Origin of the sequence: Streptomyces sp. L2 (genome assembly GCF_004124325.1) — a bacterium.
GTDB lineage: Bacteria > Actinomycetota > Actinomycetes > Streptomycetales > Streptomycetaceae > Streptomyces.
In genome coordinates this window covers 2,850,191-2,864,294 of record NZ_QBDT01000001.1, presented here as the reverse complement: position 1 = coordinate 2,864,294, position 14,104 = coordinate 2,850,191, and the positions used below count along the sequence as shown (strand labels likewise).

General features: G+C 71.5%; 11 protein-coding genes. 7 read left to right on the top strand and 4 right to left on the bottom strand.

Translation table 11 applies throughout. The features are described from left to right. Nucleotides 1–27 precede the first annotated feature (27 nt). A complete protein-coding gene (locus DBP14_RS12205; protein WP_129307267.1) occupies nucleotides 28–1,419 on the top strand; it encodes a PLP-dependent aminotransferase family protein in 1,392 nt (463 codons plus the stop codon). Nucleotides 1,420–1,421: 2 nt separating this feature from the next. Here DBP14_RS12205 and DBP14_RS12200 read toward each other — a convergent pair whose 3' ends face one another. From DBP14_RS12200 to DBP14_RS12190, 3 genes are all read right to left on the bottom strand, one after another. Further along, nucleotides 1,422–2,312 carry an aminoglycoside phosphotransferase family protein gene (locus DBP14_RS12200; RefSeq protein ID WP_206739255.1) on the bottom strand — a complete coding sequence of 297 codons (891 nt, stop codon included), beginning with the start codon at nucleotides 2,310–2,312 and terminating at the stop codon, nucleotides 1,422–1,424. Between the two features lie 76 nt (nucleotides 2,313–2,388). Next, a complete protein-coding gene (locus tag DBP14_RS12195; protein WP_129307265.1) occupies nucleotides 2,389–2,943 on the bottom strand; it encodes a GNAT family N-acetyltransferase in 555 nt (184 codons plus the stop codon). Further along, the gene (locus DBP14_RS12190) at nucleotides 2,940–4,217 is read right to left on the bottom strand and encodes an XRE family transcriptional regulator (RefSeq protein ID WP_129307264.1); all 1,278 of its coding nucleotides are present in this window, start codon (nucleotides 4,215–4,217) and stop codon (nucleotides 2,940–2,942) included. Before DBP14_RS12190 ends, DBP14_RS12195 begins: the two co-directional genes overlap by 4 nt. A gap of 241 nt (nucleotides 4,218–4,458) precedes the next feature. Here DBP14_RS12190 and DBP14_RS12185 point away from each other — a divergent pair, with 241 nt between their 5' ends. From DBP14_RS12185 to DBP14_RS12160, 6 genes are all read left to right on the top strand, one after another. Further along, a complete protein-coding gene (locus tag DBP14_RS12185; protein ID WP_129307263.1) occupies nucleotides 4,459–4,905 on the top strand; it encodes an ATP-binding protein in 447 nt (148 codons plus the stop codon). Between the two features lie 409 nt (nucleotides 4,906–5,314). Beyond that, entirely contained in the window at nucleotides 5,315–5,494 is a 180-nt protein-coding gene (locus tag DBP14_RS12180; protein WP_129307262.1) for an FxLD family lanthipeptide, read from the top strand. Between the two features lie 213 nt (nucleotides 5,495–5,707). Beyond that, a complete protein-coding gene (locus DBP14_RS12175) occupies nucleotides 5,708–8,662 on the top strand; it encodes a lantibiotic dehydratase (RefSeq protein WP_129307261.1) in 2,955 nt (984 codons plus the stop codon). Further along, nucleotides 8,659–9,927 carry a lanthionine synthetase C family protein gene (locus tag DBP14_RS12170; RefSeq protein ID WP_129307260.1) on the top strand — a complete coding sequence of 423 codons (1,269 nt, stop codon included), beginning with the start codon at nucleotides 8,659–8,661 and terminating at the stop codon, nucleotides 9,925–9,927. Before DBP14_RS12175 ends, DBP14_RS12170 begins: the two co-directional genes overlap by 4 nt. A 21-nt stretch (nucleotides 9,928–9,948) precedes the next feature. Beyond that, entirely contained in the window at nucleotides 9,949–12,030 is a 2,082-nt protein-coding gene (gene fxlM / locus DBP14_RS12165) for a methyltransferase, FxLD system (RefSeq protein ID WP_129307259.1), read from the top strand. Nucleotides 12,031–12,115: 85 nt separating this feature from the next. Further along, entirely contained in the window at nucleotides 12,116–13,261 is a 1,146-nt protein-coding gene (locus DBP14_RS12160; RefSeq protein WP_129307258.1) for a hypothetical protein, read from the top strand. Here DBP14_RS12160 and DBP14_RS12155 read toward each other — a convergent pair. Next, nucleotides 13,235–14,098: a hypothetical protein gene (locus DBP14_RS12155; protein WP_129311811.1), complete on the bottom strand. Its 864-nt coding sequence runs from the start codon at nucleotides 14,096–14,098 to the stop codon at nucleotides 13,235–13,237. The two genes, DBP14_RS12160 and DBP14_RS12155, sit on opposite strands and share 27 nt — an antisense overlap. Nucleotides 14,099–14,104 lie beyond the last annotated feature (6 nt).

Here is a 14,104-nt window from a genome sequence, read left to right as displayed (position 1 = left end):
GGCTGCCCAGGAGTATGGTCCATTCCCATGGTGGAATCATGGGCCACTTTGGGCATCGACCTGCATCTCGAACCGTCCGCCGCGGGTGGGGTGCGCCGCGGCCTCACCGACGCGCTGCGGGACGCGGTCCGCACCGGCCGGCTCGCCCCCGGCACCCGGCTGCCGTCCTCCCGCGCCCTCGCCGTCGACCTGGGCATCGCCCGCAACACGGTCGCCGAGGCCTATGCCGACCTGGTCGCCGAGGGCTGGCTCACCGCCCGCCAGGGCTCGGGCACCCGGGTGCCGGAGCGGGCCGTGGTCCCCCCGGAGGCCGGCGCCCCCCGGCAGCGGGAGCCCGCCCGCCCCACCCTCGACCTCATCCCCGGCACCCCCGACCTGGCGGCCTTCCCCCGCACCGAGTGGCTCAAGGCCGCCCGCCGAGCCCTGGCCACGGCCCCCTTCCACGCCCTCGGCTACGGCGATCCGCGCGGCCGGCCCGAACTGCGCACCGCCCTCGCCGGCTACCTCGCGCGCGCCCGGGGCGTCCGCGCCGACCCCGCGACGATCGTGATCACCGCCGGTTTCGCGCACGCCCTGCGCATCCTCGGCACGGTGCTGCGGGCGCGCGGGGCGCGGACGGTGGCGGTCGAGTCGTACGGCCTGGACGTGCACTGGTCACTCCTCCGCGAGGCGGGCCTGCGCACGCCACCCCTGCCGTACGACGAACTGGGCACCGATACCCGCCCGTTGGACGACACGGCCGCGGCGGTCCTCCTCACCCCCGCCCACCAGTTCCCCATGGGCACCCCGCTCCACCCCGACCGGCGGGCGGCCGTCGTCGACTGGGCGCGGCGCACCGGCGGACTGGTCCTGGAGGACGACTACGACGGCGAGTTCCGCTACGACCGCCAGCCCGTCGGCGCGCTCCAGGGCCTGGACCCCGACCGGGTGGTCTACCTCGGCACCGCCAGCAAGTCCCTCGCGCCGGGCCTGCGCCTGGGCTGGATGGTGCTGCCGCCGTCCCTGGCCGAGGAGGCGCTCGCGGCGAAGGGCCGCATCGACACGTGCGGCGTCCTGGACCAGCTCACCCTGGCCGAGTTCCTGACGTCCGGCGCCTACGACCGCCACGTCCGCGCCTCCCGCCTGCGCTACCGCCGTCGCCGGGACGCCCTCACGGCGGCCGTGGCCGACACCGCCCCGTCCGTCACGGTGACGGGCATCGCCGCCGGCCTCCACGCCGTCCTCCGCCTGCCCCCCGGCACCGAACAGTCAGTGGTCCAAGCAGCCACCTGGCAGGGCCTGGCCCTCCATGGCCTCTCCCTCCACCGCCACCCCCACTCCCGAACCCCCCACTCCGACGCCCTGGTGGTCGGCTACGCCACCCCACCGGACAGCACCTGGCCCGCCACCCTGGAGGCGCTGTGCAGAGTCCTCCCCTGAGGTCATGCGGTCAGGCGTCGCAGGGAGTCGTGGGCAGGCGGGCCCCAGGTCGCCTTCCCTCCGGGGCGGCCGTGGACACCGGCGTGTCCGATGTGGAGGCAGGACAGGGCACGCAGTACCGCCCAGCCGCGTGCGCGGCGCAGGGTCGCGGGGTCCGGGGCGGGCCGGTAGGCCGCGTGGAAGCGGTCGACGGCGCCGTCGGGCAGCAGGATCCACGCGGCGGCGAGGTCACAGGCCGGGTCTCCGGCGAAGAGGTCACCGAAGTCGATCACTCCGCAGAAGGCGCCGTTCGCCGTCAGGACGTTGGCCGGGTGCAGGTCGCCGTGGAGCCAGAGACGGGGTCCTGACCAGCCCGGCGCGGCGGCGGCGTCTTCCCAGACGGCACGGACCGCGTCGGGGTCGCCGACGAGCCCCAGTTCGGTGGCGGAGGCCAGCCCCCGGGCGAACGCCTCTGCGGTGTCACTCAGCGGTCCGCCCCGGTCCCGTCCCACCGGCGCCTCGTCAGGAGCCGGGCGGTGCAGGGCGGTCAGGAAACCGGCCAGTGCGACGGCCGCCTCCTCGGGGCGCGTCGCGGGCGCACGGTCGGCGGGCTCGCCCGGCACCCAGGTGGTGACGAGCCAGGGCCGCGGAAACCGTCCGGAAGGCTCACCGAGGCGCATCGGCACGGGGACCGGCAGCGGCAGGTGCGGAGCGAGACGGGGCACCCAGGCGAACTCCTTGCGCAGCAAGGCATCCGCGGACTCCGTGGCCCACGGCAGCCGGACCGCGAGGTCGTCCCCGAGCCGCCACACCTGGTTGTCCCACCCGACCGCGCCGAGCCTCAACGGCCGATCCGCCAGGTCCGCACACTGCTCCCACAGCAGACCCCGGACGAGTTCCTGCGTGATATCCATCCCGGTGACTGTCACGCGGGGCAATTCTAGTTACACAGCACGGCACACACCCGCGCCCAGACCAAGGCGCCCGATTTCACCCCGACGAGCCGAAGTCACTAGCGCGGATCATCACGGCGAGGACCGGTGAGGTCGGTGACGGCTGGCTCTGTCCGATGTCCTCGTATCCCCACGACTTGTAGAGCGCGTGGACCTTTCCGTCTCCGGCGGCCGGGTTGACCATGAGCGTCACGTAGGGCTCGTCGCGGGTGGCCAGGAGAGCGTCGTGGATGCGGCGGGCCGTGCCGGTCTTGCGCCAGGCCGGCCGGACGCCGATCTCCTTCAGGGCCATGGCCGAGCGCTCGGTGTACTTTTCGGCCGGCGTCGGGCTGGTGCGCTGCCAGTAGCGGTCACCGTGCTCGATGGCGTTGGCGTAGGCGTAGCCGACCGGGTGACCGTCTGCGTATGCGAGCACCGCCGTGAAGCCCGGTTCGACGCCGTGGCGGTCGAGGCGTTCGCCGAATGAGGTGACGGCGTAGTTCGGCAGGTGAAGGAGGGGGGCGCGTACGTCGGCGTACACGTCGAGGAGGTCGCCGCGGATGGTGTCGAGGGTGGTGAAGGTGCGCAGTTCGATGGCGGGAGCCGTGGTCATGCGGCTGTCCTCCAGGTGGCGGTGTGCTCGGTCCAGGTCTGCACGATGGAACTGCCCGGCGCGGTGGCGCGCAGTGCGGCCCCGAACTCCTGCAACATGCGCGTGACCCGGGCGTGTTGGGTGGCGGCTTCGGAGGGGACCTTCATCGCTGTGGCCGTGGCGGCGTCGGGGGCGCCCTGGGCCAGCTGTGCGTGGGCGAGCCGGGTGGTGGTGATGGCGCGGGACCTGACCATGTGGGGCCGGAGCGCGGACAGGCAACGGTGGGCGTGGTACTCCGCGGTCGAGTAGTCGCCGAGCGCCGAGTGTGCGGCGAGGGCCAGAGAGTCCAACTCGGCTTGGTCGTAGAAGGCGAGCATCCACACAGGCCGGTGGTCGGCAGGGTCGGCGCGCAGCATGGCGTCCTGAGCTTGCTCGAACGCGCGGCGAGTGCAGGTGCGCTCCTGAGCTGCGCCGTGGATGGCACCTTGTCGGGCCAGACCGAGGGAAGCGAACAGCGGGTCACGGCGCGTGATGTGCAGATTGCGGGCGACGTCGTTGGCGGCGACCGCGTCCGCCGGTCGTCCCATGTGGCGATACATGGTCCCCGCGTGACTCCAGATGCGGAACTTGATCGCCTGGTCGCCGGACATCTCGGCGAGGGCCTGGGCTTCGCGCATGTGGGCCTTGGCGACGTCGTAGCGCCGGCCGTCGATGGCGGCCCACATCGCGGAGGAGCGGAAGGCGGCTGCGGACGCGTAGAGGTTGCTTCGTACGCGCTGGGTGGCGTTGCCGGCGTTCTGGAGGTTGAGTGCCTCGTCGGCGAGGGCGGCGGCCCGCTGCTCGATGCCGAGTTGTCCGCCGTGGCGGTGGTCGCTGGCGACGATCTCGGCAAAGCGCTTGTTGAGGCGGTTGACGTCGCTCATGCCGATGCGGCGCGGCGATGCGCCGGGTGCGGCTGCTGCTGCGGCAGCCGCAGCGATGCTGCCGACGAGGGTGCGGCGCTTCATGTTGGGCTCCTCCTGCTGCGGGTCCGGGGTGGACGGAGGTCGACTCCGTGGCACGAACCCCAAGGCGATGGCGGGCAGTCCGGTGACATCCTCAAGCGCCTTGCGTGCAGCTGACTTTGGCCACGTGACCCGGCCCGCCTTCCATGCGCGGACCGACGATCCGTCGAGTCCACCAGGGCGTCCGGTCAGCTGCTCGATGGCTCTGTTCACGGCCTCGGCGAGGCCGTTGGAGCTGTAGCCGTGTTCGGTCATCCACGCCTCAAGAACGCTGTTGCGGGTGGTGTCCATGCGGGCACGGTAGCGCGCGCGATCCTCACCCGCGAGGCAAAGCAGGGGTCAAAACACCCTAGATCGGCCCCTCGACTGAGCGCCTGAACACCCTAACCAACCTGGCCAGCAAGGGAGTTGGCTAGGTACTGATCGCCCGCCGCGCCCCATGGGCGGGTGGCTGTTGACGGCCCGATCCGCCCCTGAGGTTCCCCCGACCGGGGTGGTACGGGCGCCGAGACGAGATGAAGGTTCCACGCCAATGACGACTCCTGAAACACCAGTTGAGGTTTTCGCCGCCGGCTGCCCCACGTACAGCCAGACCTTCCCGTGCGAGCCGTCCACGGCCGAGCTCGGCCGCGAACTCGTCCGAGGCGTTCTCGGTGTGTGGCGTCTCGACGGCCTCGCCGACCGTGCGGCGCTGATCGTGACTGAGCTGATCGCCAACGCCTCCAGGCACACTCCGTGCCCGGAGATTCGGCTCACGGTTGGCAGACCGAGTGCGACTCGACTGCGTGTCGGGGTCGTGGACCGGGAACCGTCGCGACTTCCCGCACTCAGCCGCGCGGCTGACGACGACGAGTCTGGTCGCGGGCTGTTCGTCGTCGACGCCGTCGCCGAGCGCTGGGGCTACGACCTGCACGGCTCGGACAGACGTCCTTGGGGCAAAGAGGTCTGGGCGGAACTCCGTACCGAGGGTGGCAAGTGAAATTCCTGGCCGCGGCCCCCTCGCCCCTTCCGGAGCTGGCGCGCCTCAGGCCGCGCCAGCAGATGGCCATGGACTGCGCCCTCTGCGCCCGCCGCCTGGGAGCGAGTGGTCGGAGGCTGGGCGAGGTACGCCACCGGGGCTTTCTGTTCCAGCTCTGGGCCTGTGCTCCCCAATGCCAGGTCGCCGGATCGAACCAACCCGACCGCCTGAGAGAGGCAATCGGACTTCCGGAACACGACTTCCCGGTATGAGGCAGGCGGCCCGCGAGGAACCTCCTGCGCGCAGCCCGCCCCTTCGTGCCGGGTGGCCAGGGGCCCGTCCGTGAAGCAGCTGTCAGCAACCGCTTCCGTGACTGCACCTGGTGGGCGCTCCCGCCCAGTAACACGACACAACCAAGAGGAGTTGACGAATGACGCGCAGCACAGTAGTTCCCGACCGCACCGAAATGAGCCCGCAGATCCCAGGGGCATCGGACGGCTTCGACCTGGACGTCTCCCTCGTAGAGATCGCCGACCCCGCGGGCCTGGTCAACCTGACCGACGACAACTGCGGCTCCACCTGCGGCGCCTGCACCACCAACGTCGCCTGACCTGGACCCCAGGTAACCCGGCCGGGTGCCGCCGCGTCTCCGCGCGGCGGCACCACCCCCGCCCCTCACCTACGGAGGTACTTGGTGGTTGCTCCGCCCGCAGCGTTCCGCGCCGGTTCCACTGCTCTCGTGCGCGCCGTGGCCCGGCCCGCCCTGACATTTCCTCCAAGTCCTGACCTCGATGACAGCTCGCCCAGTGGTTTGTCTGCCCGTGTGGCGTGGCTACGCGCGGTCTGGGCGGACAGGGACATCGCCGAGGCACTCCGGCACTCCTCCCCGGTCCTGGCCGCGCGGGTCCGGCACCTGTGCACGGCCGAGCACCCTGCCCGCCGGGATGTGCAACGCGCGGCGCTGTCCGTGGCCCGCTACCTCCTTCGCGCCCAGCACAGGGCGACACCCTTCGGTCTGTTCGCCGGCGTGGCCACCGCGGAGTTCGGCCCGCAGGCGCGGGCGGACTGGGGCGAAGACCACGTGGCCGTCGGCCGCGCGGGGGCAGAGTGGCTGGCGGCACTGGTCGCACGGTTGGAATCGTGCCCGGACCTCCTCGAACGGCTGCCCGTCGTCATCAACAACACCGTGACGTACCAGGGTGACCGGCTCATCGTGCCGTTCCAGAACGACGTCCAGGGCGATCGGAATCGCGCGGTGGAGGCGTCTGTGGTCCTGACCGAACCGGTGCGCGCGGTCCTTGCCGCGAGCCGACTGCCGATCCGGTTCGGCACTCTCGTGGACGAGCTCCAGGCGGAGTTTCCCGACGCCGGTCCCGAGAAGGCGCGTCGACTGCCGGCGGAGCTGCTCCGGCGACGGGTGCTGATCACGTGCCTGCACGCTCCGGGCACCCAGACTGACGCCCTCGGACATCTGCTCGGCCAACTCGACACGATCGACGCCGGAAGCCTCGCCCCGGTCGCGGGGACCGTACGCGAACTCCACGCGGTCCGAGCGGGCCTGGAGGAGTGCGGCACGGGTGCCAGCTGGCACAGCGTCGAGACGCGGATGCGAGACCTCGTCCCCGGCCTGCGTCGCCACCCCGTCGCGCTCGACCTCCGACTGGACGCGCGGTTCGTTCTGCCGGAAGCGGTCGCCCGCGAGATCGAGCGCGCCGCTCTCATCCTGACCCGCTTGAGCACGCGCCCGTACGGCACCACCGCCTGGAACAAGTACCACCAGCGGTTCTACGAGAGGTACGGCATCGGCACGATGGTGCCGCTCGCAGAGGCCGTGGCGGAAAGCGGCACCGGATATCCCGACGGCTACCCAGGCGCTCCGGCCGGCGCACACAGACCGCGCGTCTCCGCTCGGGATGACGTCCTCGTACGGCTGGCACAGGCCGCCGCGCTCGACGGCCGCGACGAAGTGATCCTCACGGAAGAACAGATCGAGGCCTTGGAAGTGGGCCCCGACGAGCTTCGGCTGCCACCGCACTTGGAGATCGGGGTGCGGGTGCACGCGTGCGACCTGGAGGAGTTGCAGCGCGGGCGGTTCCGGCTGGAGGTCGTCAGCGTGTCCCGTGGCGCCGGCGTCTCCACGGGCCGATTCCTCAGCGTGCTGGCCCCCGCCGACCGGGAGGCCCTGATCGTAGAACTGGCCGACCTCCCGGCCGCCGACGGCAACACCGTGCCCGCGCAGCTGTCCTTCCCGCCCCTGCTCCCCGAGAGTGCCCACGTCACCCGCTCCCCACAGGTTCTGCCCACCGTGATCAGCCTTCAGGAGCACCGCGCCCCGCAGGACACCGTGCTCACCCCGGAGGACCTGGCTGTGGCGTGCGACGGTCGCCGCATGTACCTCGCTGTCCCCGAGCGCGGACACCGCGTGGAAGCCGTAGGGATGCACGCGCTGAACCTGCGCACCCACACCCCGCCACTGGTGCGGTTCCTCACCGAACTGTCCCGCGCCCAGTGCGCGCAGGTCACAGTCTTCGACTGGGGCGTCGCAGCAGCAATGCCGTTCCTTCCGCGTCTGCGGTACGGCCGGACTGTGCTGGCCCCGGCGCGCTGGCGGCTGGAGGCGCCCGAACTGCCCGGCCGTGCCTGCCCTCGGACTGAATGGGAGGCCTCGCTCAGCGACTGGCGTACTCGGCGGAGGCTGCCGCGACGCGTCTACCTCGTGGAGGACGACCGGCGCCTCTTTCTTGACCTCGATGAGGCCGGCCAGCGTGCGCTCCTGCGCCGGCACCTCGACCATGCGCGCCTGGCCGTGCTCGTCGAGGCCCCGGAACCGGAGGCGTACGGGTGGTGCGGTGGGCGAGCCCATGAGGTCGTGGTGCCACTGAAAGCAATCAGGCCGTCGGCATGGCCCCCACTGCCAGCCCCCAGCCGGGCCCGTGCCCTGTCCGCGACCCAGATGCAGACGCCTGCCGCTTCCTCGGTCCTTCTGGCCGCCCTGTACGTCGATCCCCGCCGCCAAGACGTCGTGCTCTTCCGCCACCTGCCCCGCCTCCTCGAACAACTCGGCAGTCCGCCGTGGTGGTTCATCCGCTTCCGCGACCCGGACCCACATCTCCGCGTACGCATCGCCCTCCCCGACCCGGAAGCCTTCGCCGACACGGCCCGAGCGGTGAGCGTCTGGGCCGAGGAGCTACGAAGCAATGGCCTGCTGTCGGACGTGCGCTATCCCACCTCCTACCGGGAGATGGGCCGCTGGGGCTCCGGCACCGCATGGGAGGCGGCCGAGGAGGTGTTCCGGTCGGACTCGCGCGCCGTCCTGGCGCAACTTGCGCAGGCCCAGCGTCCGGGTCGGCGTACGCTGGTGGCGGCCCACATGGTCGCCATCACCTCCGCCTTCCTCGGCAGTACGGACGCCGGGATGCGGTGGCTCATCGACCGCATCCCGCCGACAGCCCCCGAACCGGTTCCACGCCCGCAGTTCGAAGAGGCCGTGCGGTTCGCCGACCCGAGTGACGGCTGGGCGGCCCTTCGCACGGTCCCAGGCGGACACGCCATCGTGGCGGGATGGGCCGACCGAGAAGCGGCACTCGCCGCGTACCGGCCGCACCTGCCCGGCCCGGACACTCAGGGCATCGTCCTCGACGACGTCCTGGCCTCCCTGCTGCACGTCCACTTCGTGCGCCATGTCGCCGTGAACTTCCCGGAGGAAGAGGTGTGCCTCTACCTGGCGCGTGCCGCCGCCCTTGCCTGGACGGCTCGCACTGGTCGGAGGGCGTCATGACCGCCCACCCTGCGCTCGGCCTGGTCGACGCCATCGCGGCCCAGCTCGACGACCCCGAGACCATGCCCCTCGACTTCAGAACGCTGTACCGGCAGCACCTTGCGTACGGTCCTCCTGGAATCGCGCTCCTGCACATCGAGCTGGCTGCGCTCGGCCTCGGCCCGTGGCAGCGCGCCCACGACTGGCTCGCCGCCGCCTCCCGGCAGCCGCTCACCAGCGGCCCGGACAGCTACCCGTTCTACGGAGTGCCGGCGTTCGCCCACGCCCTGTCCTGTGCGGCCGACCACGTTCCCGGCTCCTACCACCGTGCCCTCGACGCGATGGACGCCCAGATCGCGGTCGACGTCGAGCGCCGTCTCGACGCCGCACACCGCCGCATCGACGCCGGACGCCTGCCGCAGCTTGTGGAGTTCGACGCCATTCGGGGCCTCACCGGATACGGCGCCTACCTCCTGCGCCGAGACCCCGGCAGTTCCACGACGCGCGTCGTTCTCGACTACTGCGTGCGCCTCACCGAACCGATCACCCACCACGGCGAGACCCTGCCGGGCTGGTGGGCGGAGACCGGTCCCTCGGGCACCTCGGACGACCGATTCCCCGGCGGCCACGCCAACACCGGTGTGGCCCACGGTATCGGCGGCGTCCTCGCGCTCTTGGCCCTTGCCGCTCGGAACGGGGCCGTCACCGATGGGCACCATGCCGCACTGCGCACCATCCGGGCCTGGCTGGACCGCTGGAAGCAGAAGGCCGACGGCGGTCCGGTCTGGCCCTACTGGGTCACTCAGGCAGAGCTGCGCAGGGGGAGTCTCGGCTCGCCAGCGCCCAGACGGCCGTCCTGGTGCTACGGCACCGCCGGCCTCGCCCGCGCCCAGCAACTCACCGCGCTTGCCCTCGGCGACACCCGCCGCCAGATCGACGCGGAGAATGCGCTTGTGGCCGCCCTCACCGACCCGGAGCAGCTGAAGGCCACGACGGACAACGGCCTCTGCCACGGATTCGCCGGCCTCGCCCACGCTGCCGCGCGTACGGCCGACGACGCCCACCCCTCGACCGCGGGAAGACTCCGCGCCGCCATCCCGGCACTCCTGACTGCGGTCATCCCGCCGGGCAACGACCCCGAACTCATGGCCACGGCGCTCCTAAGCGACGAACAAACCGGCCCGGGCCTCCTCGACGGCGCCGCCGGCATAGCCCTGGCCCTCCTCGCGCCCAGCACCACCGCACCTCCCCGGTCCGCCTGGGACGCATGCCTCCTCCTCGCTTGATCCACCGACCGAAGGACCTCAATGCCTCCCGACCGCTGGCAGCAGCACAACATCATCTTCGTCAACCGCGAGATGGCCCGGCGCGCCATCGCCGAACGCCTCGGCCCCACCCTGATCGAGGCCGAGGCCGACGGGCAGCTCACCGGCTGGTGGTTCATGAACAAGCAGCCCTGGCCGCTGCGTTACCTCGCCGACAAGCCCTCACCCGCCATTGAGTCACTCCTGAGCGATCTCATCGGCGACGGCGTGGCCGTGTCGTGCCTGCCCTGCGTCTACGAGCCCGAAACCGACACCTTCGGCGGCCCGGAGGCCATGGACGCAGCCCACGAACTGTTCCACAGCGACTCCCGCCACCTGCTCACCTACCGGCCAAGCCCGATGCACCTGGGACGCCGGGAGACCGCCGTCCTGCTGGCGAGCGTCATGATGCGCGGTGCTGGACTCGACTGGTTCGAACAGGCCGACGTATGGGCGAAGGTAGCGGCCCTCCGACCGGCCACCTCTCCACAACCACCCGAACGAGCCGCCGAACTGGCTACGGCCATGCGCAAGCTCATGACCGCCGACGCCCACAACCTCTGCCGCCCGGGTGGCCCACTCCACGCTCACGAGGAATGGGTGACCGCCTTCGAAAGGGCCGGTGCCACGCTCGCAGACCTCGCAGGCCGCGGCGCCCTCACACGCGGCCTGCGAGCTGTCCTCGCCCACCACGTGATCTTCCACGCCAACCGCGCCGGTCTCCTCCGGGACGACCAGAGCGCCCTGTCCCACATCGCACGAAAGGTAGTCATGGGAACGAGTGACAACACCGCGTCGCCCACCGAGGCAACGGCCGACATCGATAGCGTCAGCGCGGTGAACACCGACACGATCACCACCCCCACGGCGGACGCCGAGCGCCTCCGCAACGCCCTGGTCGACCAACTCCGCGCGGACGGACACGCCCGCACGCCCGCCGTCGAGACCGCGTTGCGGACCGTGCCCCGCCACGTGTTCGTGCCCGAAGCGTCCCTCGAAGACGCCTACGCCAACGCACCCGTGCACATCAAGTACGACACCGACGGCACCTCGATCTCCTGCGCCTCCCAGCCCGGCGTCGTCGCCCTCCTGCTGGACCAGCTCGACGCCCAGCCCGGCGAGCGCATCCTCGAACTCGGCGCCGGCACCGGCTACAACGCCGGTCTGCTCGCCCACCTCGTCGGCGCGAGCGGACACGTGACTACCCTAGACGTCGACAACGACCTCGTGGAAGGCGCCCGTGCGCACCTCGCCGCCGCCGGGATCACCAACGTCGAGGCCGTGACCCGCGACGGAGCCATCGGCTACGCCGAAGCAGCGCCGTACGACCGGATCATCGCCACTGTGGGCGCGCACGGCGTGCCGCATGCCTGGCTGCAGCAGCTCGCCCCCGGCGGTCGGCTTCTCGTCCCGCAGCGCCTCAAGGGCACGGTGTCCCGATCCATCGCCTACGAGCAGCGTGACGGGCGGTGGGTGTCCCTCGGCAGCGAGATGAACACCTTCATGCCGCTTCGACGGGGCATCGCCGACGACGACCGCCGAGTGATCCCGCTCAGTACGGACGGCGCCGTACGACTCCAGGTCCCCGCCGGGCTCAGCATCGATGCCGATGCCCTCGCAGGTGTACTCGACCAGCCGCGCACCGAGGAGTGGACCGGCATGACGGTCCGCGCCATGGAGTCGCCGGAGTGGATGGAACTGTTCGTCACCTGCTCCCTGCCCTCCGGTCTTATCCGGATGCTGTTCCCCCCGAGCGCCAAGGGCACGCTGCTCACCGAGGACCCCTATCCCTCGTCGACCGCGATCGTTGGCAAGGGCGCCGTCACCTACCTTGCCCGGCGCCTGTCGAAGGAGAAGACCCTTGAGGGCGACAAGCTCTGGGAGTTCGGCGTCATCGGCCACGGCCCCGGAAGCGACGAGCTGGCCGCGAAGGTCGCCGACGCCATCCGCACCTGGGACCGCGACTACCGCGACCGTGAGGCCACGTTCGCAATCCAGCCCCTCGACGCCCCCGAGATCGAGCGGCGCCCCGGTCTCTTCGCCCTCGACACGCCGCTGAACCGCATCGTCGTCGACTGGCGATAGCGCCGCACGCGTAGTGGACGGTGCCCGTCGGCACGTCGGCGGGCACCGTCGCTTCAGCAGTCCTCACTCTCGAACCGGGGGACCCATGGACCCACACGGCCCCATAGCTCAGCGCTTCCCGCTCGTCGCCAGATTCCGCCCCGCCTGCCTGCCCCTGCCTGAACGCGTACGCGCACTCGTCGCCCTGGCCGACACCGCGGTGAAAGAGACCAACCAGGGGCTGGCATCGGCCGTCTACAACCAGGCCGCGCTCATCGCCTCCGACCTCGACATCCCCGACCTCGCCCGCGAGATGTGCCACCAGCACGCTGCCGCCTACCTCCACGCCTGCCCCCTGCCCGGCATGAGCGCGATCCGAGGACTGGAACCGGTCGTCAACCTCGCTCGTCTCCAGATCCGCGCCGGCCACGCCGATGAGGGCCGTCAGCGACTCCTCAACCTGTACAAGGCCGTCGAGGCGGGCGCAGCCGCCCGGTTCGAGGGCGTCAACGTACCTGCCGACCTTACTGCGACCGGCGAAGACCGCCAGGAGGTTCGCGCGTGGCTGTGGCGCGTTCTCCTCGCAGACGGCACGCGCACCCTCACCGCCGAGGGGCGATGGGCCGAGGCGCTGGAGCACATCGAAGCCCACCATGGCATCGGGAAGCGGATGCTCGACGGTCGGCAGGTCGCCGTACTCGCCGCTCTCGTTGCGGGTGACACCGCGCGGGCCGCTGCCCTCCTTGCCGACACGATGCCTGGTGATGCGTGGGAGCAAGCTGTCACTGCTTGCTTGACGGTTCTATGCCGCCGCGACGCCGGGCTGCAGATCGACGGCCACCTGGCGGACCTGGTGACGGTCTACTCCGGACGGAAGACCGAACTCGGGATGACCGTCTTCGACATCCGGCTCGGACTTACGGTCCTCGACGTGATCGGTTCCGCCGAGACGCTCGCCGCGCACAGCATCGTCGAGGACCTCTACCGCAGGACGACGGACGCCGAAGACGGCTATGCGGCCCGCGAGAACTTGGCTCACCCTCTGTTCACCGAGATCGCCACGGACCGGCAGGTGCAGGACTGTCGTGCGCTGGTGCGCGCCTGCGCCCTCGGTACAGCAGTCCTTCCGGACGAGTTGCGGGGGGAGCTGATCGCGGCTTTGCACGCCGGATACAGCGTGATCAGGGAAAGCGTGGCGCGTTCCTCTGATTGCGGGCGCAGACCCTCAGGCACCCGGCGAAGAGGCCGGTGAAGGCTCCGGCGTAGAACCCTCCACCTCCCCGAAGCGGGCCAGCGCCAGGGCCCCCGTCACCGCTACCGCGAAGCCCAGGACGGCCAGCCAGGTCAGGCCCTCGCGGGTTCGGTCGCCGAGCCAGATGACGCCTACCGCCGCCGGGCCGATCGTCTCGCCGAGGACCATGCCGGCGGTGGCCGTGGTGACCGAGCCGCGTTGCAGTGCTGAGGTCAGGAGGAGGAAGGCGGCGCCGCCGCCGACCAGCAGGGCGTACGACGCCGGGTTGGTGAGCAGGTCGACGGGGTGGAGGGAGCCGATCAGGCGGACCGCCACCTCGACCACGCCGAAGCCGAAGCCGGCGCCGAGGCCGAGCACCAGGGCCCGCGTGCGACCCGACAGGCGGCCGCCGGCCGCGCCGAGGAGCAGTACGCCGACGGCCGCCGCGAGCATCGCGTAGCCGAGCCAGGACGGGCCGGACCGGTCGCCCTCGCCGCCCGACGCCAGACCCAGCATCGCCAGGCCCGCGCAGACGATCCCGACCGCGGCCCACTCCACCCCGCTCAGCCGTACCCGCAGCAGCCGCGCGGCGACCACAGCGGTCACCGCGAGGCTCGCCGCCAGCGCCGCGCCCACCGCGTAGATGGGGAGCGACCGCAGCGCGGCGATCTGGAGCAGGAAGCCGAGGCCGTCCAGGGCCAGGCCCGCCAGATAACGCCACTGGCGCAACGCCCGCAGCAGCAGCGCGGCATCGCCACCGCCGCCACCGCCTTCCGCCGTGCCCGCCTCCCGCGCGGCCACCGCCTGCAACACCGTCGCCGTACCGAAGCAGACCGCCGCGCCGAGCGCGCACACCATTCCGAA